The sequence below is a fragment of the Lichenibacterium ramalinae genome, assembly GCF_004137085.1.
GTDB lineage: Bacteria > Pseudomonadota > Alphaproteobacteria > Rhizobiales > Beijerinckiaceae > Lichenihabitans > Lichenihabitans ramalinae.
Map to the genome: position 1 here is coordinate 193,808 of NZ_QYBC01000003.1, position 26,334 is coordinate 220,141.

Annotated in this window: 24 protein-coding genes; 10 read left to right on the forward strand and 14 right to left on the reverse strand. The window is 72.3% G+C overall.

Translation table 11 applies throughout. The annotated features are described in order from the left end of the window. Positions 1-24 precede the first annotated feature (24 nt). Entirely contained in the window at positions 25-1,170 is a 1,146-nt protein-coding gene (locus D3272_RS05095; RefSeq protein WP_129218062.1) for a glycosyltransferase, read from the forward strand. Beyond that, positions 1,167-1,820 (forward strand): class I SAM-dependent methyltransferase, encoded by a 654-nt coding sequence (locus D3272_RS05100; RefSeq protein WP_129218063.1) that lies wholly within the window; start codon positions 1,167-1,169, stop codon positions 1,818-1,820. The genes D3272_RS05095 and D3272_RS05100 overlap by 4 nt, the downstream gene beginning before the upstream one ends. Before the next feature lie 30 nt (positions 1,821-1,850). Here D3272_RS05100 and D3272_RS05105 read toward each other — a convergent pair whose 3' ends face one another. Next, positions 1,851-3,014: an iron-containing alcohol dehydrogenase gene (locus D3272_RS05105; RefSeq protein ID WP_129218064.1), complete on the reverse strand. Its 1,164-nt coding sequence runs from the start codon at positions 3,012-3,014 to the stop codon at positions 1,851-1,853. A gap of 94 nt (positions 3,015-3,108) precedes the next feature. Here D3272_RS05105 and D3272_RS05110 point away from each other — a divergent pair, with 94 nt between their 5' ends. Then, a complete protein-coding gene (locus tag D3272_RS05110) occupies positions 3,109-4,602 on the forward strand; it encodes an NAD-dependent succinate-semialdehyde dehydrogenase (RefSeq protein ID WP_129218065.1) in 1,494 nt (497 codons plus the stop codon). A 155-nt stretch (positions 4,603-4,757) separates the two neighbouring features. Here the strand turns inward: D3272_RS05110 and D3272_RS05115 are convergent, their stop codons facing one another. Continuing rightward, positions 4,758-5,378: a hypothetical protein gene (locus D3272_RS05115; protein ID WP_129218066.1), complete on the reverse strand. Its 621-nt coding sequence runs from the start codon at positions 5,376-5,378 to the stop codon at positions 4,758-4,760. 397 nt (positions 5,379-5,775) lie between these two features. Next, positions 5,776-6,132: a restriction endonuclease gene (locus D3272_RS05120; protein WP_129218067.1), complete on the reverse strand. Its 357-nt coding sequence runs from the start codon at positions 6,130-6,132 to the stop codon at positions 5,776-5,778. 154 nt (positions 6,133-6,286) lie between these two features. On the opposite strand from D3272_RS05120, the gene D3272_RS05125 reads away from it, so the two are divergent. After that, on the forward strand, positions 6,287-6,535 hold the full coding sequence (locus D3272_RS05125) for a hypothetical protein (RefSeq protein WP_129218068.1): 249 nt from the start codon (positions 6,287-6,289) through the stop codon (positions 6,533-6,535). Between the two features lie 19 nt (positions 6,536-6,554). Here the strand turns inward: D3272_RS05125 and D3272_RS05130 are convergent, their stop codons facing one another. Then, complete coding sequence (locus D3272_RS05130; RefSeq protein ID WP_129218069.1) at positions 6,555-7,481, reverse strand: NAD(P)-dependent oxidoreductase; 927 nt, start codon at positions 7,479-7,481, stop codon at positions 6,555-6,557. 297 nt (positions 7,482-7,778) lie between these two features. On the opposite strand from D3272_RS05130, the gene D3272_RS27180 reads away from it, so the two are divergent. Continuing rightward, positions 7,779-7,919, forward strand: coding sequence for a hypothetical protein (locus tag D3272_RS27180; RefSeq protein ID WP_165361224.1), 141 nt, complete (start codon positions 7,779-7,781; stop codon positions 7,917-7,919). 25 nt (positions 7,920-7,944) lie between these two features. Here the strand turns inward: D3272_RS27180 and D3272_RS05135 are convergent, their stop codons facing one another. From D3272_RS05135 to D3272_RS05160, 6 genes are all read right to left on the reverse strand, one after another. Beyond that, positions 7,945-8,880 (reverse strand): NAD(P)/FAD-dependent oxidoreductase, encoded by a 936-nt coding sequence (locus tag D3272_RS05135; RefSeq protein WP_129218070.1) that lies wholly within the window; start codon positions 8,878-8,880, stop codon positions 7,945-7,947. Between the two features lie 185 nt (positions 8,881-9,065). Next, a complete protein-coding gene (locus D3272_RS05140) occupies positions 9,066-10,016 on the reverse strand; it encodes an ABC transporter permease (protein ID WP_165361237.1) in 951 nt (316 codons plus the stop codon). Between the two features lie 2 nt (positions 10,017-10,018). Then, a complete protein-coding gene (locus tag D3272_RS05145) occupies positions 10,019-10,957 on the reverse strand; it encodes an ABC transporter permease (protein ID WP_129218072.1) in 939 nt (312 codons plus the stop codon). Further along, positions 10,957-12,474, reverse strand: coding sequence for a sugar ABC transporter ATP-binding protein (locus tag D3272_RS05150; protein WP_129218073.1), 1,518 nt, complete (start codon positions 12,472-12,474; stop codon positions 10,957-10,959). The genes D3272_RS05145 and D3272_RS05150 overlap by 1 nt, the downstream gene beginning before the upstream one ends. Further along, the gene (locus D3272_RS05155; RefSeq protein ID WP_129218074.1) at positions 12,471-13,481 is read right to left on the reverse strand and encodes an ABC transporter substrate-binding protein; all 1,011 of its coding nucleotides are present in this window, start codon (positions 13,479-13,481) and stop codon (positions 12,471-12,473) included. The genes D3272_RS05150 and D3272_RS05155 overlap by 4 nt, the downstream gene beginning before the upstream one ends. A gap of 111 nt (positions 13,482-13,592) precedes the next feature. Beyond that, complete coding sequence (locus D3272_RS05160) at positions 13,593-14,603, reverse strand: zinc-binding alcohol dehydrogenase family protein (RefSeq protein ID WP_129218075.1); 1,011 nt, start codon at positions 14,601-14,603, stop codon at positions 13,593-13,595. A 235-nt stretch (positions 14,604-14,838) separates the two neighbouring features. Between D3272_RS05160 and D3272_RS05165 the strand changes: the two genes are divergently transcribed. The 4 genes from D3272_RS05165 to D3272_RS05180 all read left to right on the forward strand — a co-directional run bounded on the left by D3272_RS05165 (position 14,839) and on the right by D3272_RS05180 (position 19,614). After that, entirely contained in the window at positions 14,839-15,540 is a 702-nt protein-coding gene (locus tag D3272_RS05165; protein WP_129218076.1) for a FadR/GntR family transcriptional regulator, read from the forward strand. A 79-nt stretch (positions 15,541-15,619) separates the two neighbouring features. Then, positions 15,620-16,372: a copper homeostasis protein CutC gene (locus D3272_RS05170; RefSeq protein WP_129218077.1), complete on the forward strand. Its 753-nt coding sequence runs from the start codon at positions 15,620-15,622 to the stop codon at positions 16,370-16,372. 275 nt (positions 16,373-16,647) lie between these two features. Continuing rightward, on the forward strand, positions 16,648-16,884 hold the full coding sequence (locus tag D3272_RS05175) for a DUF6894 family protein (protein ID WP_129218078.1): 237 nt from the start codon (positions 16,648-16,650) through the stop codon (positions 16,882-16,884). 168 nt (positions 16,885-17,052) lie between these two features. Next, entirely contained in the window at positions 17,053-19,614 is a 2,562-nt protein-coding gene (locus tag D3272_RS05180; protein WP_129218079.1) for a GcvT family protein, read from the forward strand. Between the two features lie 13 nt (positions 19,615-19,627). Here D3272_RS05180 and D3272_RS05185 read toward each other — a convergent pair whose 3' ends face one another. The 3 genes from D3272_RS05185 to D3272_RS05195 all read right to left on the reverse strand — a co-directional run bounded on the left by D3272_RS05185 (position 19,628) and on the right by D3272_RS05195 (position 23,871). Beyond that, on the reverse strand, positions 19,628-20,431 hold the full coding sequence (locus D3272_RS05185) for a hypothetical protein (RefSeq protein ID WP_129218080.1): 804 nt from the start codon (positions 20,429-20,431) through the stop codon (positions 19,628-19,630). Then, complete coding sequence (locus D3272_RS05190) at positions 20,428-21,813, reverse strand: deoxyribodipyrimidine photo-lyase (RefSeq protein WP_129218081.1); 1,386 nt, start codon at positions 21,811-21,813, stop codon at positions 20,428-20,430. Before D3272_RS05190 ends, D3272_RS05185 begins: the two co-directional genes overlap by 4 nt. Positions 21,814-22,980: 1,167 nt before the next feature. Then, positions 22,981-23,871 carry a LysR family transcriptional regulator gene (locus D3272_RS05195; RefSeq protein ID WP_129218082.1) on the reverse strand — a complete coding sequence of 297 codons (891 nt, stop codon included), beginning with the start codon at positions 23,869-23,871 and terminating at the stop codon, positions 22,981-22,983. Between the two features lie 108 nt (positions 23,872-23,979). Between D3272_RS05195 and D3272_RS05200 the strand changes: the two genes are divergently transcribed. Next, positions 23,980-24,858, forward strand: a complete 879-nt coding sequence (locus D3272_RS05200) for an SDR family oxidoreductase (protein ID WP_129218161.1) — start codon at positions 23,980-23,982, stop codon at positions 24,856-24,858. 399 nt (positions 24,859-25,257) lie between these two features. Here D3272_RS05200 and D3272_RS05205 read toward each other — a convergent pair whose 3' ends face one another. Next, entirely contained in the window at positions 25,258-26,271 is a 1,014-nt protein-coding gene (locus D3272_RS05205; RefSeq protein WP_129218083.1) for a succinylglutamate desuccinylase/aspartoacylase family protein, read from the reverse strand. Between the last annotated feature and the right edge of the window lie 63 nt (positions 26,272-26,334).

A 26,334-nucleotide genomic window follows, 5' to 3' on the forward strand; every position in this document is an offset into this window, starting at 1 on the left:
ATCCCCGCCGCAGCCGGTTCCCCGATGACGCGACCGCCCCGACTGCTCTTCGTCGTCACGGAAGACTGGTTCTTCGTGTCGCATTTCCTGTCCGTGGCGGCGGCGGCGCGGAGCGCGGGCTTCGACGTGGCCGTGACGGTGCGGCTCCGCGACGAGGCGCTGCGGCGCCGCATCGAGGCCGAGGGCGTCCGCGTCATCCCGTCCGCCCACGAGCGCGGGCAGTTCGGGCCGCTGGCCATGGTGGGCCATGCCCGGGCCTTCGCGCGGCTGTTCCGGGCCGAGCGGCCCGACATCGTCCACCTCGTGTCGGTGCGGCTCATCGTGCTGGCCGGCCTCGGCGCGCTGCTGGCGGGCGTGCCGCGGCGCGTGCAGGCCGTCACCGGCCTGGGGCTCCTCGGCGCGAGCCGGACCGTCAAGGCGCGCCTGGCCCGCGGGGCGCTGGGCTGGCTGCTGCGCGGGCCGCTCGGCGGGCGGCGGGCGCATTTCGTCTTCGAGAACCGGGAAGATCCCGCCCTGCTGGGGCTCGACCCGGCCGGCCCCCGCGTCACGGTGGTGGGCGGCGCCGGCATCGATCCCGAGCGCGAGCTCGCCCAGCCCCTCCCGCCGATGCCGCCGCTCCGGGCGGCCCTGGTGGCCCGCATGGTCCACTCGAAGGGCGTCGACGTCGCCGTGGAAGCGCTGCGCCGGGCCCGGGCCGCGGGGGCACCGGTGGAACTCTCGCTGTTCGGCGTCCCCGATCCCGAGAACCCGCGCGCCATCCCCGAGGAGCAGCTCCGCCGCTGGTCCGAGGAGCCCGGCGTGGCCTGGCACGGCCATGCGGGCGACATCGCCGCCGTGTGGCGCCGCCACCACGTCGTGCTGGTGCCCTCGCGCGGGGGCGAGGGCCTGCCGCGCGCCCTGCTGGAGGGCGCCGCCGCGGCCCGCGCCGTGCTGACCACGGCGACGCCGGGCTGCGCCACCTTCGCGCGCGACGGCATCGAGGGCTTCGTGGTGCCGCCGGAGGATCCCGAGGCGCTGGCCGACGCGCTCGTGACGCTGGCCTACGACCCGGCGCTGGTCGAACGCTTCGCCGGGGCCGCCCGCGCCCGGGTGCTCGACGGCTTCACGACCGCGCGGGTCGCGGCCGATTTCGTCGCCGTCTACCGCGGCCTCGTGGGGGCGCCGCGATGACGCCGCTCCGCGACCGGGCGGACTTCATCCGGCGCAACACCCGCGTCCTGCCGGTGCCGCAGGTGCCCGAGATCCGCCTGCACCTCGCCGACGACGCGACCGAGCTGTGGCAGAAGACCGAGGCCGACCTCGGCCTCCTCGACCTGCCCCCGCCCTTCTGGGCCTTCGCCTGGGCGGGCGGCCAGGCGCTGGCCCGCTACCTCGTCGACCGTCCCGAGGCGGTGCGGGGCGCCCGCGTGCTCGACTTCGCCAGCGGCTCGGGCCTCGTCGCGATCGCGGCGGCCCGCGCCGGGGCGCTCGCCGTCGAGGCCGCCGACATCGACGCCTTCGCGCTCGACGCCATCGCCATGAACGCGGCGCTGAACGGCGTGGCGGTGGCGCCGCGGGGCGACGACCTCGTGGGGCGCGACGAGGGCTGGGACGTGGTGCTGGCGGCCGACATCTTCTACGAGCGCGACACGGCCGGCGCCGTGACGGCCTGGCTCGCCGGGCTGGCGGCCCGCGGCGCGCGCGTGCTGGTGGGCGACCCCGGGCGCAGCTACTTCGACGCGGCGCGCTTCGAAAGCCTCGCCGCCTACGACGTGCCGGTCATGCGCTCGCTCGAGGATGCCGACGTGAAGCGCAGCGGCGTGTGGCGCTTCCGGCGTTGACCGGCGGCACGACACGGCCGTGACGGCGCGTCAGCCCGTCCCCAGCGCGGCCGCGTAGATGGCCCTGGCGTCGCCGAGCGTCATGTCGCGCGGGTTGTTCACGAGCAGGCGCGTCTGCTTCATGGCGTCGCCTGCCAGCCGGTCGAGGTCGCCGGCGCCGATCCCGACCGCCGCCAGCGATGCCGGCACCCCGCAGTCGCGGCAGAGGTCTTCGAGCGCCGCGACGAAACGCTCGGCCGCCTCCGGCACCGGGCAGCCCGCAGCCGCGGGATCGAGGAGGGGGGCGAGTTCGGCATAGAGGGGCGCCGCCGCCGACAGGTTGAAGCGCATGACGCCGGTCAACACCAGGGCGTTGGACAGGCCGTGCGGCACGTGGAACAGCGCGCCGATCGGATAGGCCAGGGCATGGACGGCCGCCACCGGCGCGTTGGCGAAGGCCATGCCGGCCAGCGAGGCGCCGAGCAGCATGGCGGAGCGTGCCGCGAGGTCCCGCCCGTCGCGGCACGCGGCGCGCAGGTTGCCGGACAGCAGCGCCAAGGCCTGGCGGGCGAGCTGGTCCGAGATGGGGTTCTTGCGGTGGCGGCTGGTATAGGCCTCGATGGCATGCACCATGGCGTCGATGCCGGTGGCGGCCGTGACGGGGGCGGGCAGGCCCAGGGTCAGCGTGGGGTCGAGGATGGCCCAGTCGGGCAGCAGGCGGCGCGACACCACCCCCTTCTTCTCCTCGGAGGGCGTCGTCACGATGGCGATCGGCGTCACCTCGGAGCCGGTGCCGGACGTGGTCGGCACCAGCACCAGGGGCAGGCGCTGCCCCTTGGCGATGTCGACGCCGTAGAGCGTTTCGAGCGCCTCGCCGGAGCGCGCCAGGTAGGCGACGAGCTTGGCGGTGTCGAGCGCGGAACCGCCGCCGATCGCCAGGACGAGGTCGATCCCCTCCGCCCGGGCCTGCGCGGCGGCGGCCTCCACCACGGCGGCCGGCGGGTCCGCCACCACGCCGTCGAAGACCGAGAGCGCGACGCCGGCCGCCGCCAGGGCCGCCTCGGCGTCGCGCGTCAGGCCGGCGCCGCGCACGCCCGCGTCGGTCACCAGCAGGACGCGCCGCGCACCGGCCTCCCCGACGATCTCCCCGATGCGGGCCGCCGCCCCCGGCGCGAAGACGAGGTTGGGGCAGGTTTGAAACGTGAAGGGTGTCATGCGTTGCGCTCCGCCGCGGCATGGATCATGGGTGTCGAGCCCCATTGGCGGCGACCGACCGAGGGCCGTCAACAGATCCGCGGAGACAGCCAGCATGACCCATGCGACCGACGGCACGAGCGCGGCGCCGCTGCCGCTGAAGGACCCGGGCCTGTTCCGCGAAGCCAACCACGTCGGCGGGCGCTGGATCACGGCCAGGGACGGCGCCACCATCGCGGTGACAAACCCGGCCACGGGCGCGCTCCTCGGCCACGTGCCGTCGCTGTCGCGCGCCGAGATCGGAGACGCGGTCGCGGCGGCCCATGCCGCCCAGGCGGGGTGGCGCGCCAGGACCGCGAAGGAGCGCGCCGCCGTGCTGCGCCGGCTCTTCGAGCTGATGATCGACAACCAGGAGGACCTCGCCCGCATCATGACGGCGGAGCAGGGCAAGCCGCTGGCCGAGGCGCGGGGCGAGATCCTGTATGCGGCGAGCTTCATCGAATGGTTCGCCGAGGAAGCCAAGCGCGTCTACGGCGACACCATCCCGCAGAACGTCTCGGGCCGGCGTATCATCGTGCAGAAGGAGCCCATCGGGGTCTTCGCCGCCATCACGCCCTGGAATTTCCCCACCGCCATGATCACCCGCAAGGCCGGCCCCGGCTGGGCGGCGGGCTGCACGGGCGTCATCCGTCCGGCCGACGACACGCCCTTCTCGGCCCTCGCCATCGCGGTCCTCGCCGAGCGCGCCGGCATGCCGCCGGGCGTGTGCAACATCGTGACGGGCGACGCCTCCGAAAGCGGCAAGGAACTCTGCGCGAACCCGCTGGTGCGCAAGCTGTCCTTCACGGGCTCGACCCGCGTCGGCGCCATCCTGCTGGCGCAGTGCGCCCCGACCATCAAGAAGACCAGCATGGAGCTCGGCGGCAACGCCCCCTTCATCGTCTTCGACGATGCCGACCTCGACGCCGCCGTGGCGGGCGCCATGGCGTCCAAGTACCGGAACACCGGGCAGACCTGCGTCTGCGCCAACCGCTTCCTCGTGCAGGACGGCATCTACGACGCCTTCGCCGCCAAGCTGGTGGAGGCGGTGCGCGCCCTCAAGGTCGGCGACGGCACGGAGGACGGCGTCACCCAAGGGCCGCTCATCAGCCGCAACGCGCTCGGCAAGGTGCAGCGCCACGTCGACGACGCGGTGAAGCGCGGCGCCCGCGTGCTGACGGGCGGCGGCGGGCACGCCCTCGGCGGCACCTTCTACGACCCGACGGTGCTGGCCGACGTGCCGCGCGACGCCGACATCTTCTCGGACGAGACCTTCGGGCCCGTGGCGCCGCTGTTCCGCTTCGGAACCGAGGCGGAAGCCATCGCCATGGCCAACGACACGCCGTTCGGCCTCGCCGGATACTTCTACACCCGCGATGTCGGCCGCGTGTTCCGCGTCGCCGAGGCGCTCGAAGTCGGCATGGTGGGCATCAACGAGGGGATCATCTCGACGGAAGTCGCGCCCTTCGGCGGCGTCAAGGCCTCGGGCCTCGGCCGCGAGGGCTCGAAATACGGCATCGACGACTACCTCGAGATCAAGTTCCTGTGCCTCGGCGGCATCGGGGCCTGAAGCGGCCCCCCAGGTCCCGGGCGGGCGCAATGGGCATCAGCGGGCCGCCCGGTTCCCGGGCGGGCGCAATGGGCATCAGCGGGCCGCCCGGTTCCCGGGCGGGCGCAATGGGCATCAGCGGGCCCGCCCGGTTCCCGGGCGGGCCCGAGGGGGCTTCAGCGCGCCGACGCCGCGGCGCGGGCCAGCTTGCGCGCCCGCAGCGACCCGGTCTGGCCGGGCTGGGGCGCCGTGCCGAGCACGTAACGCTGGATGATGCTGGAGCGTTCGCGCAGGCGGCTGCGGCGGCTTTCGCCGTCGGCGGATTCCGCCGGGCGGGCTTCACGCAGCAGGATGGGCTCGGGCCGGGCCGCGACGGGGGCCGGGTCGGCCTCGGCGCGCAGCGGCGCGGCCGGTGCCGCCGCGGCAGGCGCCTTCATGAAGGCCAGGGCCGCCGCGCTGAGCACGGGCTGGGTCGGCGCGAGGGCGGCGGCGGCGACCTTCGGCTTGTTCTTGGAGCCGGGCTTCCGGCCGCGGCGCGGACGCTCGACCTCCTCTTCCGCGTCCGCCAGCATCACGGGGATGGCCGGCGCCTCGGCCAGGGATTCGAGGATGCGGCGGGGCGGTGCGGCGGGGCGGGCCTTCTGCGAGGCTTCGGCGGTGTGGGGCTTGGGCGCAGCGCCGAACAGCATGGCTTCGGCGGCGCCGAACTTGTCCGGGCCGGCATCGGCCGAAGAGAACGCCGCGCGACTCGTGCCGCGCTTCACTTCGACTGTAAACCTTTTGGGTTGAAACTTCATCTTTGTCACACTTTTGAGGACCGGCCGTCTCGCCATCCGCGCGAGCACTCGGGAGCGCGCCTCTTGGTTCTGGGAAGCTGGAATGTACTGAATTTAGGAGAGTTGATCTCGTCACGCAAGATATCATCGTCGACATGGCGCCCGATAGTCTAGGCGCGACTCCACTGTGGATAATGAGAGACTGCGTTGCCGGGGCTCGACCGGCGCCGGGGCGGGGCCGGCCGCGGAGCTTCGCGCGGGCGAACCCGCTCTCCACAGGGCTGCGGCGGGAGCCTCGGCAGCATCTCGGCCCGCAGGCCGGGGCCGAGACGCAGCCGCATTGCGACGGTGGAGCACCGCGCAAGTACAGCGGAGGATGCGCCGCCGCCACGACTGCGGCGGGCCGCGTCCCGAGGGTTCAACGGTGGCGCCGGCCCCGTCCGTCGCGGCGGTCCCGCGTCAGGCGGGTCGGGGCGTGGAAGTCGTCCGGCTTGGTCCGGACCCAGGCCAGGAACTCGGCCAGCTCCGGGTCGGCCTTGAGGCTCTCGACGTCGCTCAGCCGGCGCGCGATCTCGGCCTCGGAGAAGCGGGCGTGGATGGCGCTGTGGCACAACTGGTGGAGATGGATGGTGCCGAGCTTGGCGCCGCCCTTCAGCTTCGGCACGAGATGGTGCCGGCTCGCCTTGGCCCCGGGTGGGATGGGCCGGTCGCAGAGCGGGCAGACCGGGGCCGGCCGGGGCGGGGGCGGCCCTCGTCCCTCGCCGTCGCGCCTCATATCGGGAAGTCTTCGCGCCGCGGTGTCATGCGCCTGATCTGGCGCCGCGGCCCCGGCCCCGCAACTGCGGCAACGCGCCGGGCCGCGGCGCCGAACCAAGCGGGGCGCCGCGGCATTGCCGCTGGCATCAGCAATCGAACGCAGGGGAACTCCAATGGCGTCCAGCAGCCTCAGCGACAAGGCCATCGCGGTCTTCGCCTTCGCCGCCTATCACGAGCTGTCCTCGGGCGACGCCGTGGTCGACGTGGTCCTCAAGGACGGGGCCGGGCACGCCGCCGACCCTGCCGCCATCGAGGAACTCGAGACCGCCGGCCTCGCCGAGAAGAAGGGCGAGCGCGCCGCCTTCACCGACAGCGGCAAGGCCAAGCTGGCCGCCGTCATCGCCGCCATGCGCGGCGCCTGACGGGGCTCGGCCTTTCGGATCAGACGCTCCCGGAGCGATTCGCCGTGAGCGAGGTGCCGTTGGCCTCGGCGATGCGGTCCGACAGGGTCGGCACGTAGTCCTGGCCGTGGCCGGCCGCCACCGGCTGGGCGAAGGCGTTGCGGACGGCGGCGCCGACCGGGTTGGCGACGCCGAGCGCCTGGGCGAAGCCCGCCAGGTACGTCACGTCCTTGAGGGCGTTGTCGAGCGTGAAGCGGTGCGCCTCGGGGTCGCGCTCGATCACGTAGCGCCGGAAGGTCTGGTAGAAGCCGCAGTCCATCCGCCCGCCCGCGATGACGCTGTCGAAGACCGCCGGCGTCAGGCCGGATTTGGCGCCGATCATCAGGGCCTCGGAATACAGCGCCGCATAGCCCATCGACAGGAAGTTGTTGAGCAGCTTCATCGTGTGGCCGGTGCCGACCGGGCCGGTCGGGACGACGCGACCGGCGAAACACGACAGCACGGGCGTGGCCCGCGCCAGGGCCTCGTCGTCGCCCCCCACCATCACGTCGAGCGTGCCCTCCCAGGCGTCCTTCGGCGTCCGGCTCAGCGGCGCGTCGATCAGCGTGATGCCCTGCGGCGCCAGCGCGGCCGCCAGCCGCCGCGTCACGGCCGGCTCCGAGGTCGAGCAGTCGATGACCATCAGGGGCGCCCCGCCCGGCCGCTCCGCCGTCGCGAGCCCGCCGGGGCCGGTCAGCACGGCCTCGACCTGGGGCGAGCCGGTGACGCAGAGCACCACGATGTCGGAGCGCCGCGCGAGGTCGGCGAGGCTGTCGGCCTCGGTGGCTCCCCGCCCGAGGAGGTCGTCGACGGCGTCGCGCTTGCGGTGGCCCAGGACCGTCAGGGGATGGCCCTTCTCGACGATGTTCTTGGCCATGCCGTGGCCCATGAGCCCCACGCCGATGAAGCCGATCCGTTCCTTGGCCATGTCCGTCCTCCCGTGCCGCAGCCTCGAGGCTGCCGTTGCAGGTCGATGTTCTGCGCCGCCGCGGCGCGGGAGGGAAGGGGGACGGGCGCCGTCGCACGCGGGTTCCACCCGGGCGAGCAGGCCGCGCCGCGCCGCCCGGGCCTGCAACCGCCTCCGCCGCGGGCCGGACCGCATCGGGCGTGGTGCGGCCGGCGCCGGACGGAACGTGACCCCTGGCGCGGTTGCGCGCCCTCGGCCTATGGTGGCGTTTCGGCGAGGGATCAGCCGGCCCTAGATGATCCGCGAGGGAGGTCCGCCATGGCGAGTGGTGAGCAGCGCAGCAACAAGGAAAAGAAGAAGCCCAAGAAGGACGCCAAGGCCAAGACGGCCGCGGTGCCGGCCGCGAGCCTGATGTCCAAGGGTCAGACCGAGCCGATCTCGACCAAGAAGAAGGGCTGACGGCGGGCGCGGGCGGCGCCGCCGCTCAGCCTGCCAGCATCGTCCCGGCCAGGCGGTGGCCGGACAGCCAGGCACATTCGACGCGGGGGCCGAGCAGCCAGTCGCCGCAGAGCCCGAGGCCGAGGCTCGCGTCCCACAGCGCGTCCCGCCCGAGCGTGCCCGAGCGCGCGTAGCGCCAGCGATGGGCCGCCGACCAGGCCGCCGGCACCGCGGTCGGGCCCGCCACGGTCGCCAGCGCCGCGAGCAGTGCCGGGGCGACGGCCTGCGGCGTCTCCTCGAGGTGCTGGCGCGACCATTCGGGGCTGGCCTGCACCACCCAGGATTCCGGTCCGCCGCGCCCCGGCTTGGCCGAGTCCCGTGCCGCCCAGCCGATGGGACCCTGCCGCGTCACGACGTCTTCCGGGATCGGCAGGCGCGCGGGGAACAGCGCCATCACGGTCCAGCAGGGGGCTGCGGGCGTGGCGGCGGCCGCGGCGGCGAAATCCGCGCTCCAGCTCTGCACGAGCGGGCCGGCCTGCTCGGCCGGCAGCGCCACGACGGCGGCATCGAAGGGGCCGGCGTCGACGCCGTCGCCGCGGAACTGCCAGCCGGCCGCCGCGCGGTGCAGGCCGGCGATGCGGGCCGACCGATGCACGGCGAGGCCGGAGGCCAGCGCGCGGGCGGGGGCGTTCATGCCGGGCGTCCCCACCCAGGCTTCCTCGCCCGCCGCCGGCCAGGGCGCCGCGAGCCCGTCGCGCGCCCAGGCCTCCACCTGCCGGACGAACTCCGGATCGCGGGCCGTGAAGTATTGGGCGCCGTGGTCGAACCGGGCCTGGCCCAGCGGCGTCTCGGCGCGCCGCGTCGACAGGCGGCCGCCCGGGGCCCGGCCCTTGTCGAACAGCGCCACCGCGTGGCCGGCCGCGGCGAGGCGCGCCGCGCAACTGAGCCCCGCCAGCCCCGCCCCGATGATCCCGACCTTCATGCCGACCTCCCGGCCCCCGGACTCGGACGGCTCGGCCCCCGTCATACCAGCGGCGGCCGGCGGCGACCGCCGTCCCCGGTTGCGGCGCCCCGACGCAGGCCGGTGGCGTCGGGGTGGAGCCCCCGGAGGCACATGCGGCCGAGATGGCGAGCCGGCGAGCGGACGCCGCCACGCCGCCGCCACCGTCAGCGCGGGGCGCGCTCGCTGCCGCCGACCGCGATCACCCCGATGATGATGAGGCCGGTGATGAGCATGCGCAGGCCGGGCGACACGCCCGAGGCGTTGAGCATGGTGACGATGAGGAACATGAAGAGCGCCGCCCCCCAGATGCCCGGCACGCTGGCCCGCCCGCCCGACACGGAGGTGCCGCCGATCACCACGACGGCGATGGTCAACAGCAGGTATTCGGCGCCCTGGTCGAGCGAGTTGCCGCCCGAGAAGCCGGCGATGAGGGCGCCGGTGAGGCCCGCCAGCCCCCCCGACAGCATGTAGGTGAGGAGGCTCGCCCGCTCGACGTCGAGCCCGGCGAGGCGGGCGATGCGGCGGCTCTGGCCGATCGCCGAGACGGTGCGGCCGTAGAGCGTGCGCTCCAGCACGAAGGCGATGGCCACCGCCGCCGCCAGGGCCACGATGGCGAGCAGCGGCACGCCGGCGACCTTGGTCGTCACGGCATCGGCGAAGACCTGCGGCGGCTTGATCTTCAGGCCCCGGCCGAGGACGATCGCCACCGACATGACGACGAGGCTCGACGACAGCGTGGCGATGATGGGCGGGATGCGCAGCAGGCGGATCAGGCCGTAGTTGGCGCCCCCGACCGCGAGGCCCGCCGCCACCGCGGCGGCGAGGCCCGGCACGATCATGCCGGCCCGCTCGTCCATGACCAGCATGGCGACGGCGCTCGACAGGGCGATGACCGACGGGATCGACAGGTCGACGTTCCCGGGGCCCGTGGTGATGACCATCATCTGCCCGAGCGACACCAGCACGGTGAAGGCCGAGAAGGTGAGGGCGGCCGAGATGATCTCTTCCCCGCCGCGCCCGCCCGAGATCGACACCGTCACCAGCCAGGTGGCGGCCGTGCCGAGGAAGGACCAGATCCAGGGGGCGGCGGCGATCCGCCCGCGCAGCGCGGCCAGCATCAGCTCGTCTCCTTCCAGCGCGTCAGCAGCGCCCGCAGCGCCAGCACGGCGATGAGGATGAAGCCCTGGGCGCCGATCTGCCAGTCCGGACTGATGCGCATGAAGGTCAGGAACGAGGCGGCGAGCGTCAGCGTCATGGCGCCCAGCACGGCGCCCACCGGGAACACGCGGCCGCCCGTGAAGGACGCGCCGCCGAGGATCACCGAGGCGATCGACACCAGCGTGTAGCGGGACGCGATGTTGGCGTCGCCCGACGTGGTGAGCCCCAACAGCGACAGGCCCGCCAGCGTGCCGAGCACGCCCGCCGTGGCGTAGACGGAGACGCGGATCGCCAGCATCGACCAGCCCGCCCGCGCCACCGAGCGCGGGTTGCCGCCGGCACCGCGCAGCACGACGCCCATGGAGGACCGCGACACCGCGAGCCAGCCGAGCAGCGCCACCACGGCCGCCACATAGACGGGCAGCGGCGCGAAGGGCGGCTTCACCCGCACCAGCGTCGACAGGACCGCGGGGGCGCGGCCGCCCGGCGTCGGCAGCACGATGACGGCGAGGCCGAGCCACACGAAGGACAGGCCGAGCGTCACCACGATGGACGGCAGGCGGCGCCATTCGACGAGGGCGCCGACGAGCCCGTAGGCGGCGATGCCGGCGAGCAGCGCCAGGACGCCCAGCACCGGCTCCGTCGTCAGCAGCGTCGAGCCGATGCAGGCGACGAGCGACACGAAGGCGCCGATCGACAGGTCGAGGTCGTTGATGGCGATGATCATCATCTGGGCGAGCGTCGCGAAGATGATGGGGATCGACAGGTTGAGCAGCAGGTCGAGCCCGAAATACGACATGGCGCGCGGCTGCTGGTGGAAGATGCCGGCCAGGAGGGCGGCGAGGGTGAGGGCGGGCAGCAGGCGTTCGGCGGCGGACCAGGACAGAAAGCGCGGCATCAAGCGGGATCCTTGACGGCATGGTCCGTGACGGAATGGTCCTTGAAGGACGCCTGCACGACGGCGGTCTCCGACAGTTCGGCGGCCGCCAGTTCCGCGACGATCGACCCGTCGTGGAACACGTAGGTGCGGTCGCAGTGGAAGAGCTCGTCCATCTCGGTCGTGTACCACAGGAAGGTCCGGCCGGCGGCGGCCTCGGTCGCGATCATGGCGTAGACGTCCTGCTTGGTGCCGATGTCGACGCCCCGCATGGGATCGTCCATCAGGATGATCCGGGCCGGCGCGCCGAGCGCGCGGGCGAAGAGCGCCTTCTGCTGGTTGCCGCCGGACAGCGACAGGATGGGATTGCGGAGATCGGGCGTCTTGAGGGCCAGGCGCTCGCGCCAGGCCCCGGCCTCGGCCCGCTCCCGCCCGAGGTCGATGAGGCCGCCCCGGCGCAGGTGCGGCAGCCAGCGCGCCGACATGTTGCGCTCGATCGACCAGAGCGGGAAGACGCCGTCGGTGCTGCGGTCCCCCGGCACGAGGGCGACGTCCCCGGCGACGCGCGTTCCCCGCCGGCGCGCCTGGACGGCGAGCAGCAGGTCGGTCTGGCCATGGCCGGCGAGCCCGGCGAGCCCGATGATCTCGCCGCGCGCCGCCCGGAACGTCAGGCCGTCGCGGCGCGAAGCCGGGACCTCGACCATCGTCTCGGCCGTGGCCGTCGAGGCCCGCACCGAGCGGGCCCGCTCGACCGCGTGGCCCATGGCGTCGACGATGCCCTCGCGGGTGAAGGCGGCGCGCGGGCGGTCGTCCACCACGGCCCCGTCCTTCATGACCACGATGCGGTCCGCCACGGCCAGGATCTCGTTGATCTTGTGGGAGATCACCACCGTGCTGCCGCCCGCGGCCGCGAAGCGCCGCGCCGCCGCGACGAGCTGGTCGGCCGCCGTGGCGTCGAGCGAGGATGTCGGCTCGTCCAGGATCACGAGCCGGGCCCTCTCCTCCGTCTCGGTGAAGGCGCGGGCGATCTCCACCATCTGGCGCCGCCCGATCGACAGCGAGCCCACGACGTCGCCCATGCCGAGGCCGTGGCCCGGGAAGATGCCGTCGAGCGCCGCCTGCATCAGCGCGGCGGCGCGGCGGCGCCAGCCGAAGCCGTGCAGCGCCGGGTGGGCGATGCGGGCGTTCTCGGCGATGGACAGGTTGGGGCAGAGCGACAGCTCCTGGAAGACGCAGCGCACCCCGGCCCGGTGCGCGCCGCGCACGTCGTAGCGCCCCGTGAGGTCCTCGCCCGCGATGGCGAGCGTGCCGGCGCTCGCCGACAGGGCGCCCGACAGGATGTTCATCAGCGTCGACTTGCCGGCGCCGTTGTGGCCGACGAGCCCCAGGCATTCGCCGCGGCGGACCACGACGTCGACGGGCCGCAGGGCCCGGATGGCCCCGAAGCTCTTGGCGATGCCGCGGAGGTCGACGAAGACCTCCGCGGCCGCACCGGCGGGGGGCGCCGCCGGTGCCGCGCCCCCGCCGGCCGCCGTCACTTCTTGAGGCCGGCCAGGAGGCCGGACACGTCGGCTTCCTTGTACTCGACGTTGGTGACGCTGCCCTTCTCGGTGTGCTTCAGCTGGTCCTCGAGGTTGTCCTGCGTCACCACCGTGATGGGCAGCACCATGTCCTGGGGCAGCTTCTCGCCGGCCAGGAGCTTCTTGGCGACCCAGAACGCGAAGGTGGAGGAGCCGGGCGCGATGGAGGCCGACATGGTCTGGTAGCCGGTGGCGTCCTTCTGCTGCTTCCACCAGCTCAGCTCGTCCTCGCGGTTGCCGAGGAAGATGACCGGGGTCTTGCGGCCGGCGTCCTTGAAGGCCTGGGCGGTGCCGAAGCCGTCCCCGCCCTGCGTGGCCACGGCGGCCACGTCGGGCAGGGTCGGCAGGATGCCGGCGACCTCCTTCTGGGCCACGGTCTGGGTCCAGTTGCCGTGGACGCTGCCGACGATCTTGAGGTCCGGGTCGGCCTTCACGCCGGCTTCGATGCCGTCGTGGATCTCGTCGTCGACGAAGACGCCGGCGAGGCCGCGCACTTCGAGCAGGTTGCCCTTGATGCCGCGGCTCTTGAAGTAGTCGACCTGCATGCCGCCGAGCTTCTTGAAGTCGACGGCGATGCGGTAGGCGCAGGGTTCGGTGGCGATGCCGTCGAACGTCACCACCACGATGCCGGCGTCGCAGGCCTGGCGGATGGCGCCGTTGAGGGCCGTGGGCGAGGCCGCGTCGATCACGATGGCGTTGTAGCCCTGCAGGATCATGTTCTGGATCTGGGCCGCCTGCTCGGTGGCCTGGTTCTCCGACGTGGTGAAGGCGGGCGCCTCCGCCACGACGCCGTCCGCCACGGCCTGCTTGGTGACGGTTTCCCAGCTCTTCAGCATGGCCTGGCGCCAGCTGTTGCCGGCGAAGTTGTTGGACAGGGCGATCTTCATGTCCTTGGTCTCGGCCGCGGAAGCCGGGACGGCGCCGATGGCGAGCAGGACGGTGGTGGCGGTGGCGAGCGCTTTCATGTCGGTTTCCTCAGGTTCGGGTCGCGTGGGACGCTCTGCGGCGCCTTGAAGGATGGGCCGCGCCGCGGCACGGAGTTGGAAAGGCGGCCCGGCGGCGCCGGCCGGGAAACGTCACGCCTCGATCAGCGCCTTGACGACGCCGGCCCGCGGGTCGAGCAGGCCGGCGAAGCCGGCCGGCGCTTCCGCCAGCGCCATGCGGTGCGTGTTCAGCCGCTCGACCGGGATGCGCCCGTCGCGCAGCGCCGCCACCACGGTCTCGAAATCCTCCTCCGTGGCGTTGCGGCTGCCCAGCAGGGTCGTTTCCCGCTTGTGGAACTCCGGGTCCGAGAAGCCGATGGTGCCGGGGACGATCGACACCAGCACGTAGGTGCCGCCGTGGCCCACGAAGCCGAAGCCCCGCTCCATGGCGCGGGCGCTGCCCGTGGCGTCGAAGACGAGGTCGAACATGTCGCCGCCGCTCAGCGCCGCCAGCCTGTCCGCGTCGTCCGGCCCCACCCTCACGGTCGAGGACAGGCCGAGGCTGCCGGCGCAGAAGTCCAGCCGGTCCTGGCGGGCGTCGAGCATCGTCACGTCGACGCCCCTGAGCCGGGCGAAGAGCGCCACCGCGATGCCGATCGGCCCGGCCCCCACCACGAGGCCGCGCTGGCCCGCGCGGGCCTGGCTGCGCCGCACCGCATGGGCGCCGATGGCCAGGAACTCCACCATGGCGGCGGCGTCGAGCCCGAGCCCCGCCGCCGGACGCACGAAGCGCTGCGGCAGGCTGACGTATTCGGCCATGCCGCCGTCGCGGTGGACGCCGAGAACCTCGAGGTTGCGGCAGCAGTTCGACTTGCCGGCCCGGCAGGCGCTGCAGCCGCCGCAGGACAGGTAGGGGATGATGTAGACGACGTCGCCGACCCGGACGTGGCTGCCGTCGGGCACGGCTTCGGCGATGCCGGCGAGCTCGTGGCCCATCACGCGGGGGTAGGACAGGTAGGGCTGGTTGCCCTCGAAGATGTGGAGGTCGGTGCCGCAGACGCCGATCCGCCGGATCCTGACGAGCACCTCGTCTGGGCCGGGTTGGGGCGCCGGCCTGTCGGCAGACTTCAGGACGCCAGGCGCCTCGCAGATGACGGTCAGCATCGTCCCCTCCCGGTCCGTTCCACGCCGGGCGGCGTCGGCTCGACCCTTTGCGTCCACTATCCCGGCCGCCCGCCGCACTGTCAAGCCAATCAGGGATTGGCCAGACAGACCGGCCGTTGTATCCTGGCGGTGCGGGATCGCGCCGTGCCCCGGTTCGGGCTGCGTCGACCCGAAAGCCGAGCGGGCGAAAGCTGCGAAGATCGACGCAAGGCTGGTGCGGCCGCGGGAGGGTGGCATGGGCGAAGGCCGGCGGCAGGATCCGCGCCGCATCTACCAGCAGGTCGCCGACGAGATCCGGGCCCTGATCCGCGGCGGGCGGTTCGCCATGGGGGCGCGGCTGCCGGCCGAGCGGGACCTGGCGCTGCAGCTCGGCGTGTCGCGGCCCTCGCTGCGCGAAGCCCTGGTGGCGCTGGAGATCGAGGGGACGGTCGAGATCCGGCTCGGCGCGGGCGTCTACGTCACGGCCGGCCCCGACCGGGCGCCCGGCGCCACGCTCGCCATGGGGGAAAGCCCCTCCGAGCTGATGCACGGGCGCATGACGATCGAGGGGCCCGTCACCGTGCTGGCCTGCGCCCGCATGACCCCGGCGACCCTGGCGGCGCTGCGCGGCACGCTGGAACGCATGCGCGCCGCCGTCGCGAGCGGCGACGACCCGGCCGCCGACGACCGCCTGTTCCACGTGACCATCGCGCGCCAGTCCGGCAACGGGCTGCTGGCCCGCATCGTCGGCGACCTCTTCGACGGCCGCCACAGCCGCCTGTCGACGCGGATCAGCACGCGGTTCGAGAACCGCGACACCTGGGCGGCCGCCCTGTCGGAACACGAGGCCATCCTGGCGGCGCTGGACGCCAACGACCCGCTCCTCGCCGAGGTCGCGATGCGCCGCCACCTCCAGCGCTCGGCGGACCGTTGGCTGAGCGGCCTGCAGGCCCCCTGATCCGGCCGCGGGCGTGGACGGCCCGTGGCCCTGCCGGTAGACCGGGACGGCGCGGTCGCGCCGGGGCGGGAGAGCCGGGATGAAGTTCGAGATCTGCGTCGATTCCGTCGCGGGCGTGCGGGCCGCGCAGGCGGCGGGCGCCCACAGGGTCGAGCTCTGTGCCGACCTCTTCGAGGGTGGCATCACGCCCTCGCGCGGCACCATCCGCCAGGCCAGGACGGTGGCGGGCATCGGGCTGCACGTCATCGTCCGGCCGCGCGGCGGCGACTTCGTCTTCGACGACGACGAGATGGCCGCCATGCTGGCCGACGTCGAGACGGCGCGGGCCGAGGGGGCCGACGGGGTCGTGATCGGCGTGCTGGAGGCCGACGGGCGCGTCGACGTCGCGCGCACCCGGGCCCTGATGGCGGCCGCCGGGCCCCTGTCGGTCACGTTCCATCGCGCCTTCGACATGACGCCCGACCCCGTCGCCGCGCTCGAAACCCTGGTGGACCTCGGCGTGCAGCGCATCCTCACCTCGGGCCAGGAAGCGAGCGTGCTCGAGGGCCTGCCGCTGATCGCCGACCTCGTGCGGCGGGCCGGCGAGCGCGTCATCGTGATGCCGGGCGGCGGCATCACGGAGCGCAACGTCGCCCGGATCGTCGCCGGGGCCCGGCCGAAGGAGATCCATTTCGCGGCCCTGCAACCCTCCGACAGCCCGGCGACGCTGCGGCGCCCGCACGTCTTCATGGGCGGCGAACTCCGGCAACCCGAGTGGAGCCGGCTCGAAACCTCGGCGCCGCTCGTCGGCGCGGTCCTGGCGCGGGCGGGCGCGGGCGGGCGCGACCGATAGAGGGGGGGCGGCGAGCGCGTCGGGGGCGCCTTTGCGCTTGGTTCCCCGGAGGCGATGGGTATAGGGTCGAGCGGGCGACCAGGCGTCGCGCGCGCCTGCCCGGCGCACGGGGCCGTGAGGTGATGTGATGGATGGCGTGTCCGACGCTGCAGCGACCGGCCTGCCTTCTCCAGCATCGCGCGCCGCCGCCCCTGCCTGGACCTGCAAGCGACCCGAAGCGGGCCCCCGAAGCGTGGCATTGAACCCCCCGAAGCGCCGCAGAGGGATCATTGGCGATGTTCTTCTTTGATTTCATCGACGGCGATTACACGACCCGCGACATCGACGGCTGCGACCTGAAGGATGCCGAAGCCGCCCGCTCGGAGGTGCTGCGGGCCCTCGTGGCGGTCTTCTCCAGCGAGCCGCGCGACACGGACGAGCGCCAGGTCGTCTGCAGCGTGCGCGACGACAGCGGCACGGTGGTCTACCGCGGGGTGCTGACGCTCACGGGGACGCCCTTCCCGAACAGCTGAGGCGGCGCCGTGCCGGCGACCCCGGCGCGATGCCGTGCGGCGCGGTGCCGTGCGGCCGATGGCGAGCGAGGCATGTCGGGGGCGGGTCAATAACGGTCTCACGGCGGCATGCACGGCGGCGGTGCGGCTGTTCAATCGGGCCACCCCGACGAAGCTGAGGATTCCAGCGTGGCAGCGTTCCCCGAACACGCGAAAGTGGTCATCGTCGGTCTCGGCGGCATCGTGGGCGCCTCGGTGGCGCATCACCTCGCCCTGCGGGGCTGGACCGACATCGTCGGCATCGACGCGTCCGGCATCCCGACCGACATCGGGTCGACCGCCCATGCCTCGGATTTCTGCTACTCCACCAGCCACGACTTCCTGTCCTGCTGGACGACGCTGTACTCGATCGATTTCTACGAGACGATGGGCCATTACGCGCGCATCGGCGGCATCGAGGTGGCCAGGGTCGGCGACGACGAGCGCATGACGGAGATCCGCCGCAAGGTGTCGTCGGGCAAGGCCTTCGGCACGCGGGCCCGCCTGATGGAGCCCGCCGAGATCAAGGAGAAGTTCCCGCTCGTCGAGGAAAGCATGGTCCAGGGCGGGCTGTGGGACCCCGATGCCGGCCTCGTCGTGCCGCGGTCGCAGACCGTCGCGGGGCTGCTGGTCGACGGGGCCGAGCGGAACGGGGCGCTCCGCAGCTTCGCCAACACGCCGGCGACCGCGCTGGTGCTGGAGGGCGGTCGCATCCGCGGCGTCGTCACGCCGCGCGGCACCATCATGGCCGAGCACGTCGTCGTCTGCGCCGGGCTCTGGGGCCGCACCGTCGCCGCCATGGCGGGCGAGGACCTGCCCGTGATGCCGATCGACCACCCGCTGATGTTCTTCGGGCCCTTCGACGCCTTCGCCGGCACCGGCAAGGACATCGGCTGGCCGCTGCTGCGCGACCAGGGCAATTCCGCCTACATGCGCGACACGGGCGACCCGACGACGTCCGAGGGCGGCATGATCGAGTGGGGCTATTACGAGGAGCACGCGCCCCGCCTCGTCCACCCGCGCGAGTTGCTGGGCAAGGCCGAGGCGCGGATCTCGCCCTCGCAGCGGGACCTCGACCTCGAGCACATCATGGCGCCGCTCGAGCGCGCCATCGAGCTGACGCCGATCCTCGGGCAGCTCGGCTACGACGAGCGGCGCTCCTTCAACGGCCTCCTGCAGGTGACGACCGACGGCAACGCCATGGTGGGCGAGAGCCGGAAGCATCGCGGCCTGTGGTACTGCGTCGGGGTGTGGGTCAAGGACGGTCCCGGCATGGGCAAGCTCCTGGCCGACTGGATGACCGACGGCCGGACGCCGATCGACCACGCCCGCATCGACGTGGCGCGCTTCTACCCGCACCAGCTCGGGGAAGAGTTCATCGCCGGCCGCTGCGCCGAGGCCGCCCAGAAGGTCTACAACCCCGGCATCCACCCGCGCGAGCCCTTCGCGACGGGCCGCGACGTGCGGCGCTCGCCCTTCTGGGAGCGGGAGAAGGCGCTCGGCGGCCACTTCATGGAACTCGGCGGCTGGGAGCGGGCGCACGGCTATGCCGCCAACGCCCACCTCATCGAGCGCTACGCCGACCGCGTGCCGGTGCGGCCCGACGCGTGGGACAACCGCCACTTCTGGCGCGTGTCCAACGCCGAGCAACTCGCGATGAGCGACGATTGCGGCCTCGTCAACCTGTCGCATTTCGCCATCCTCGACGTCGCGGGCCCGGACCACGTCGCCATGATGGAATGGGTCTGCGCCGCCAGGATCGGCGGCGACGCCAATGTCGGAAAGGGCATCTACACCCACTTCCTCGACGACGACGGCATGGTGCGGGCGGACCTCACCGTGTTCCGCATGGCCGACCGCTGCCGCGTGGTGGACGGCGCCGACGCCGGCCCGCGCGACGACCTCTACCTGCGCCGCGTCGCCCAGGACCGCGGCTTCGACGTCACGGTGACGGACGTGTCGGAGCGCTACGTCACCATCGGCATCTGGGGCCCCAACGCCCGCGTCAACCTGCAGAAGGTGGTGGACGACCCGGACGGCCTCGCCCCGCAGGCCTTCCCCTTCGCCGCCATCCGGCCCGTCACCATCGCGGGCAAGCCCGTCACGGCCTTCCGCATCTCCTACGTGGGCGAGCAGGGCTGGGAACTGCACATGGCCTACGAGGACGGGCTCGCCGTGTGGGACGCGCTGCGCTCCACCGGCGCCATCGCGGTCGGCATCGAGACCTATGCCAACAGCCGCCGCCTGGAGAAGAGCCTGCGGCTGCAGAACGCCGACCTCCTGACCGACTACAACCTCCTCGAGGCCGGCCTCGCCCGCCCCAAGGTGAAGGAGGCGGATTTCCGCGGCAAGGCGAAGCACCTCGAACACCGCGCCCGCCCCCACCAGCCCGCCATGCTCTGCACGCTGGTGATGACGGACAACCGCGACGGCAGGGGCGTGGCCCGCTACCCGGTCGGCATCCTGCCGGTCCTCGATCCCGACACCGGCGAGACCCTGGTCGACGCGCTCGGCCGCCGCTCCTTCACCACCTCGATCGCCTACGGCCCGAGCGTCGGCAAGACCATCGCGCTCGCCTACCTGCCCTGGTCCCACGCCCAGCAGGGACGCCGGCTCGACGTCGAATATTTCGGCGACCGCTTCCCCGTCGAAGTCGCGGCCGTGGGCTACACGGCGCTCTACGACCCCGAGAACCTCAAGCCGCGGAGCTGACGCGGGCGCGGCGTCACCGCGGCCCGAACCGGTCCGCCGCGACCTGCAGCGCCGCGAGGTCCTGCCCGAAGCGCGCCGCCCCCCGGGCGTCGAGCCGCGCCCCCACGGCGTTGACCCGGGCCACGAACCCGCGCCGCCAGTCCGCATGGGGGCCGTGGAGGTCCGAATGGTTCTCCCCCGTGTTGACCAGGTAGGCGCCCGACACCGGCAGGCGGGCGAGGGCGGCGCCGTGCTCGGCCGCCACCTCCACCCAGCGGTGGTGGGAGCGCAGCACCGCGAAGGGGTCGCGGCGGATCTCCGGTCCGGCGCCGGGGCGGATCAGCGCCACCCCGCAGGAGCCGCAGAAGCGGTGGAACGGCAGGCCCTCCAGCGCGGGATGGGGCAGGGGGGCGGCGCGGAGCGTCGCGAAGTCCAGCGCCAGCCCGTCCTCGACCAGGGCGCCGACATGCGCCTCCCCCACCGTCGCCCGCGCCGCCGCCACGATGTCGCGATCGACCCAGTCGTCGGCGTCGAGGATCATCAGGAAGCCGCCGCCGCGGTCGCGGACGATGTCGGAAAGCCGGTGTTTCTTGCGGCCGGAATCGTCGTTGTGCGGCCCCGGCGGCGTCACGGGCCAATCCACCGCGACGAGCTCCACCCGGGGGTCCGGCACGGCGATGCGCGGCCGGTCGTGCACGGCGAGGAGGGCGCGCCAGTCGGGGTCGGTCTGGGCCCGCAGCGAGGCGAGCGTCAGGTCGAGCAACGCCTCGACGCGCGCCCAGTCGCGGGCATTGGCCCGCGGCGTCAGCGCGATGGCGAAGGTGAAGGGCGCGCTCACGCCTCGTCCCGCTCGGCGGCGGCCAGCGCCGCGACCTCGACCACATAGGCGTCGGCGTCGAACTTCTTCAGGCTGGCCTCGCTCATCGAGCGCACCGTGCCGAACACCGGCTGCGCGCCCCAGGGCCGGTCGTGCAGGCCGAACAGCCAGCCGACGTTGGTGAAGGAATTGGCGTCGCGCCCGTCGAGGAAATACTTGTTGTTCAGCCGCAGCGCGATGTCCCAGGCGTCTTCCGGCGAGCGCGACCATTGCACGATCTTCTTGCCCCAGTACATGCGCATGTGGTTGTGCATGTAGCCGGTCTCGCGCATCTCCTGCATGGCGGCGTTCCAGTAGCGGTCGTGCGTTTCGCCGGCCTCGAACTGTTCGCGCGTGTAGAGATGCGGGTGCTTGTCCCGGCCATGCTCGGCGAGCGTCCTGCGGCACCAGTCCGGCACGCCCGCGAGGTCGTCGTAGGCGGGCTCGTAGAAGACGTGGTTCATGGCGAGCTCGCGCCGCACCACCAGCTCCTCGAGGTAGGCGGCCCGGTCCTCGGCGTCGCCGCGTTCGGCGGCCTTCACCGCCAGCGCGATCGCGACGGGGGAGATGTGGCCGTAGTGCAGGTAGGGGCTCATATGCGACGCCGCCCCCGCCTCGGGCCGGCCCCGCACCGTGGCGTAATGGGCGAAGGGCCCGGCCAGGTAGGCGTTCAGCCGCCGTTCCGCCTCGCCGTGGCCGCCCTTGAAGCGCTTAACCGGCCGGACGCCCTGGTCGCACCTGAGGCCGGCGACGAGGCGCGGGATGTCGGACAGGTCGAGCGTGCCGGCGAGACCGAGGCCCCGCGCGGGACGGCGCGGCTTCCGCGGCGCCAGCGGCTCGAGATACGGCTCCCACAGGCGATAGATCTTGGGCCGCAGCGTGCGGGCCGCGTAATCGTGCTTGGGCGACGCGGTCTCGACCGGCACCACGACGTCGCCCTCGACCTGCACCACGCGGCAGGGCGCGCGGGCGACGAAGTCCTCGTAGAAGGCCCGGATGGGCTTGAGGTAGTTGCGGTCCAGCACGACGAGGGCGGCATCGGCGGCATAGGCCAGCGCCGTCCCGACCGGCCCCCCCTCGCGCCGGGCCACGAAGCCGATGCCGCGCTTCTCCAGCGCCGGCCCGATCTCCGCCAGGCCCTCCAGCAGAAAGGTCCAGTGCCGGGCGTTCACCTCGGGGAAGCCCTCGGCGATGCCGTAGCACACGACCGTGGGCAGGTTCCGCGCATTGGCCTCGTCGACGGCGTGTTCCAGCGCGGGGTTGAACACGGCGCGCTGGGACAGCCCCATCCAATAGAGCACGTAGCGGCCCTTCGGGTTCTCGGGGCCGTCCTTCAGGACCTTGATGCGGGAAGACTGAATCATGCCGCCATGATGCAACGCCCGCGCCTGCGGGGCCAGGGCGTCGTTTTGAAGCTCGCCAGAGCTTGTCCGCACAGAGATCCCACGCGGGTGCCCGATGGGAAGGACGGCGTGGTGATTGCCTGCGGCCTAGCATCTGCAGCGATGCTGACGGCGCTTGCGGGAGCGATGCGGCTCATTGCCTCGACGTCACCCGAGCGCACGACGAGAAGGGAGGACCGGACGTTGAAAGATGCCCACGGCGTGCGAATCTCGGCCGAGCGTCCTCAGGTGCTGATGGTTCCCCGCACGGTGGTGAACGTGCCGGCATCGCAGGTCAGGCGCGCGGTGGCACCACGGTACGGACGTCGGCTTCGCCCACGGGAGACCACACGGCGCCGTAGTCGTCGGCGTTTTTGCGTTGGAGCACGGCGGGCCGCAGATCACGTTCGCAGGCGGTGTTGGTTGGCATGACCCAGGCCGGAAATGCGGTGAAGGCCAGGAGCCGGTCGCCCCCGCGGCGTCTGGTCTACACCGTGAAGAGCGCCGTCGTGGTGATGGTCCGAGCCCAGCCTCGCATGATCGCATTCACGGCGTCATAAAATCGAACCCATGAGGGTTGTAGTCGCTGAAGGCTCTGTCAGCATCACAATCAGGAGACACATGATGAAGTTCGCATGGGCAGCGTTGACGCTTTTTGCATCATGCACTGTCAGCGTCGCGCAGACTCGGAACGACGGTCTCGGCCTGAAGATCCCCAGAAGTGGTGTCCTATCACCTCCACATATGAAGGAGGGCGACGCAGATCGGATAGACAGGCGTGCCCCAATTCCCTGCGATGGCGTGTCTGCTACTTCAAACCATTGTCCGTTCAGGTTTTCCGGGTCGACATCATTCTGAGCGTGGAAAGGTGTGGAGATGGGCGGGCGGTGAGGCATCGGTTGGCAATCGTCCAACGGTAAAGCGGCGTTGGTCCGTTGTGGGTGGACCCAAAGCGAACCGATCGGGAAACTCCCGCGGAGCCCGTCTGCGGCGGTCTCCTGCCGGCACGTCGAGGGACAGGGGACGTCCGGCTGGTGACGATCCGAAAGCGCCTGGGCGAGGTGGCCCTCGTGTCACGAGAGCGGACGTTCAAGGGATGGCGGGCGCGCCCGCGCTTTCCGGACGGGCACGTGCCCCGTGTGGGCGGCCTCATTCCTCGGCGTAGGAGGCCAGCTCGTCCGGTGTGCCGTTGGGAAAGGCCCGCTTCAGATGGTCGAGAAAGGCCGAGACGCGCGTGCTGAGCAGCCGGCGCGTCGGGTAGAGGGTCCACAGCGCGACGTCCGGCGCGTCGACGTCGCCCCAGTGGACCAGCCTGCCGGCGGCGAGGTCGTGGCTCACCAGCGAAACGGGCAGGAGCCCCGCGCCCACGCCTGCCCGCACGGCATCGCGCACCATGACGAGCGATGCCAGGCCGAGAACCGGCTCGACCGCGATCGTGCCGTGGCCGGTCGGCCTCTTGATCCGCCAATCCGCGCGGTCGCCGGCTCTTCTCACCACGGCCGGAACGGGCGTGCCTTCGGTGGGCCGGGCGAGGTCGGGGCTCGCCACCACCACCAGGCGGTCACGCAGGAAAACGCGACCGACGAGGCGCTCGTCCGGATCGGGGTTGACCCGGATCACGAGGTCGAAGCCTTCCTCGATCATGTCGACGGCCCGGTCTTCCGTCGTGACCTCCAGCCGGACATCCGGGTAGGCGAGGGCGAAGCTGGCGGCGAGCTTCCCCATCACGGTCTGGCAGAACAGCAAGGGAGCGCTGATCCGCAGGCGCCCCCTGGGCCGCTCGCCTCCCGACGCGATCACCACGGCGGTCTCGTCGAGTTCGGTCAAGAGCGCACCGGCCCGCTCGAACAGCGCCCGTCCCTCCTGCGTCAGCTTCAGGTCGCGCGCTCCTCGCTCGAACAGGCGCAATCTCAGGCTGGCTTCCAGCTCGGCCACGCGTCTCGACAGCGTCGCCTTCGGGCGTTCGGCGGCCCGCGCGGCCTTTCCGATCCCACCGTGACGGGCGACGAGGATGAAGTCGGCGAGGGCAAGCAGATCCATGGTGTTCCACCCGTGGGACGGAGCGTCCAGATATGGCAGCTATTGCCATCGAGGTGGATCACTCATCTTCGGGTCAGCCCAATGGCTCAACCCGAAGGAACGATCCCCATGACCATCCTCGTCACCGGTGCCACCGGCCGCGTCGGCCGCAACGTCGTCGAACAGCTCGCCAAGCGCGGCGCGAGCGTCCGCGTCCTCACCCGCGACCCCGACAAGGCCAGCTTTCCCGAGGGCGTGGAGGTCGTGAAGGGCGACCTCCTCGACATCGACGCGCTGCGCAGCGCCCTGGCCGGCACCCGCACGCTGTTCCTGCTGAATGCGGTGACGGGCGATGAATTCACCCAGGCGATCATCACGCTGAACATCGCCCGTGCGGCGGGTGTCGATCGCGTCGTGTACCTGTCGGTGTTCGACGCCGACCGGGCCGTCAACGTCCCGCACTTCGCCGTGAAGTTCGGTGCCGAGCGCATGCTCGGGCAGTTGGACTTCAGCGCCACGATCCTGCGCCCGTCCTACTTCATCGACAATGAGGTGATGATCAAGGACGTGATCGTGAACCACGGCGTCTACCCGATGCCGATCGGATCCAAGGGCGTCGCCATGGTCGACACGCGCGACATCGCCGAGGTCGCCGCGATCGAGCTGATCCGCCGCGACCAGGCACCGGGCCGGCCACCGATCACGACGATCAACCTCGTCGGCCCCGACACGCTCACCGGCGCGGATCTCGCCGCGATCTGGACCGACCTGCTCGGCCGCCCGGTCGTCTACGGCGGCGACGATCCGAGCGGGTTCGAGGCCAATATGGCGACGTTCATGCCTCGATGGATGGCCTATGAGATGCGCGTCATGGCCGAGCGCTACGTCAGCGACGGCATGATCCCTGACGAGGGTGATCGCGAGCGCCTGACCGGTCTCCTTGGCCGCCCGCTACACGCCTACCGCGACTTCGCCGCCACGCTCGTGGGTCGGGGGGCAGCCGCCTGAGCGTTCGCCTTTCCGGGCGCAGGAATTTCGACAGGGCGGACCTCCGGCCTCGCCCTGAGCGCTTCGGGGCGCCGTCGCCGCCGTCCGACGGCAGCTTCCCCGCCGTGCATCCCAGGATCGGTCGGATGGGCCTCCACACATGAAAGCCGTCGGAGCGGTTGGTTTTGTGTATGTCCAAGCGGGCCTGTTGGGGTGCGCCCCAAAGGGGTCAACGTTGCCGTACAGTTGCGCGATGCTTCGATGCATAGTTTACGGCCCGTTTCCTCCGAACGTTCTCATACCTAGAAGGATATCGACCTGGAAAATCTGAATGGACCGTAGTCTGTGTAGTATGTACCCCCATCGCAGGAAAATGGTCTGACGTGACCGAAGCGGGAGCCGCCCCTGTGGTTCGGATCCTCAAAGGAAAACTGGTTCGGCGACCTGCATGAGACAGTCGCCCGCCACGGCGTGGCTGTGGAGCCGGTGGGAGATCACGATCCCGCCTTCCTCGAAGCGTAGCGGCTCCTCGGGCGTGTCCAGGCGTTCGAGATCGTGGTACCAGCCGGCCAAGTCGCCGGCCGCCACGCGGGCGCCGAGGTCCACGGCAGGCTCGAACCAACCGCCCCGGAACGCATAGACGGCCTGACTGTGGCGCGCCAGCGACAGGATTTGCATCGGCGGGGTGGGCGGTTGAGGGCTGTCGACCAGGATCGGGCGCGCGATGGCCCCGAGACGCAGGAGGAGTGCGTCGATCGCCCGGCCCGTCGCCCTCATCGTCGCTGGCGTGGTCGTGCCGCCGCCACCGAACTCGCCGCTGATGCCGACGATGCCGGCGCGCCGGGCCGCCCCCATGGTGGTCGGGGCATCGCGCCCGTTCTCGGCCACGAAGCCGAACGGCAGGCCGAGGCTCCCCATAAGGTCGAGGGCCCGGCCTTGCCGCGCCGCGTCGTCCTGGCTCTCGATCAGGGCGCAGGGAAGGTGAGCCATCGAGGTCCCGCCGGAATGGAGGTCGAAGACCACGTCGTGCCGCGGGAAGAGGTCGTGCTCCAGAGCATGGGCGATGCGGCTCGTGGCCGAGCCCCGGGGATCGCCGGGAAAGGCGCGGTTGAGATTGCCGCCGTCGATGGGCGAGCACCGCTTGCCGGCCCGTACCGCCGGCGCATTGGCGAGGGGCAGGATCGTCACGGTGCCGCGCAGCAGGGCCGGATCGAGCCGCCGGATCAGCCGCGTCAAGCAGAACTCGCCCTCGTATTCGTCGCCGTGGTTGCCGGCCATGAGCAGGATGCGGGGCCCCTCGCCGTTGCGCATCACGCAGACCGGCACCTGCACGTGGAAGTAGGGCGACCGGTCGACCGAGAGCGGCACGCTCAAGACCCCCGACTGTCTCCCGTCGGCCTCGAAATCAAGCGTGTGACGGATACCGGAATGCATGGTGATCCTCCTCGTGAGGGCGTCGCCGCGGGCGGACGGCGGCAGCCGGGTTGGACGATGCCG

Coding starts and splice junctions, on each gene's coding strand:
- D3272_RS05135 (WP_129218070.1), bottom strand. CDS start 8,880: ATGAAGGTCGGGATCATCGGGGCGGGGCTGGCGGGGCTCAGTTGCGCG.
- D3272_RS05165 (WP_129218076.1), top strand. CDS start 14,839: ATGGGCGAAGGCCGGCGGCAGGATCCGCGCCGCATCTACCAGCAGGTC.
- D3272_RS05120 (WP_129218067.1), bottom strand. CDS start 6,132: ATGAGGCGCGACGGCGAGGGACGAGGGCCGCCCCCGCCCCGGCCGGCC.
- D3272_RS05190 (WP_129218081.1), bottom strand. CDS start 21,813: ATGATTCAGTCTTCCCGCATCAAGGTCCTGAAGGACGGCCCCGAGAAC.
- D3272_RS05115 (WP_129218066.1), bottom strand. CDS start 5,378: ATGAAGTTTCAACCCAAAAGGTTTACAGTCGAAGTGAAGCGCGGCACG.
- D3272_RS05175 (WP_129218078.1), top strand. CDS start 16,648: ATGTTCTTCTTTGATTTCATCGACGGCGATTACACGACCCGCGACATC.
- D3272_RS27180 (WP_165361224.1), top strand. CDS start 7,779: ATGGCGAGTGGTGAGCAGCGCAGCAACAAGGAAAAGAAGAAGCCCAAG.
- D3272_RS05095 (WP_129218062.1), top strand. CDS start 25: ATGACGCGACCGCCCCGACTGCTCTTCGTCGTCACGGAAGACTGGTTC.
- D3272_RS05205 (WP_129218083.1), bottom strand. CDS start 26,271: ATGCATTCCGGTATCCGTCACACGCTTGATTTCGAGGCCGACGGGAGA.
- D3272_RS05200 (WP_129218161.1), top strand. CDS start 23,980: ATGACCATCCTCGTCACCGGTGCCACCGGCCGCGTCGGCCGCAACGTC.
- D3272_RS05100 (WP_129218063.1), top strand. CDS start 1,167: ATGACGCCGCTCCGCGACCGGGCGGACTTCATCCGGCGCAACACCCGC.
- D3272_RS05195 (WP_129218082.1), bottom strand. CDS start 23,871: ATGGATCTGCTTGCCCTCGCCGACTTCATCCTCGTCGCCCGTCACGGT.
- D3272_RS05145 (WP_129218072.1), bottom strand. CDS start 10,957: ATGCCGCGCTTTCTGTCCTGGTCCGCCGCCGAACGCCTGCTGCCCGCC.
- D3272_RS05160 (WP_129218075.1), bottom strand. CDS start 14,603: ATGCTGACCGTCATCTGCGAGGCGCCTGGCGTCCTGAAGTCTGCCGAC.
- D3272_RS05105 (WP_129218064.1), bottom strand. CDS start 3,014: ATGACACCCTTCACGTTTCAAACCTGCCCCAACCTCGTCTTCGCGCCG.
- D3272_RS05170 (WP_129218077.1), top strand. CDS start 15,620: ATGAAGTTCGAGATCTGCGTCGATTCCGTCGCGGGCGTGCGGGCCGCG.
- D3272_RS05110 (WP_129218065.1), top strand. CDS start 3,109: ATGACCCATGCGACCGACGGCACGAGCGCGGCGCCGCTGCCGCTGAAG.
- D3272_RS05125 (WP_129218068.1), top strand. CDS start 6,287: ATGGCGTCCAGCAGCCTCAGCGACAAGGCCATCGCGGTCTTCGCCTTC.
- D3272_RS05130 (WP_129218069.1), bottom strand. CDS start 7,481: ATGGCCAAGGAACGGATCGGCTTCATCGGCGTGGGGCTCATGGGCCAC.
- D3272_RS05155 (WP_129218074.1), bottom strand. CDS start 13,481: ATGAAAGCGCTCGCCACCGCCACCACCGTCCTGCTCGCCATCGGCGCC.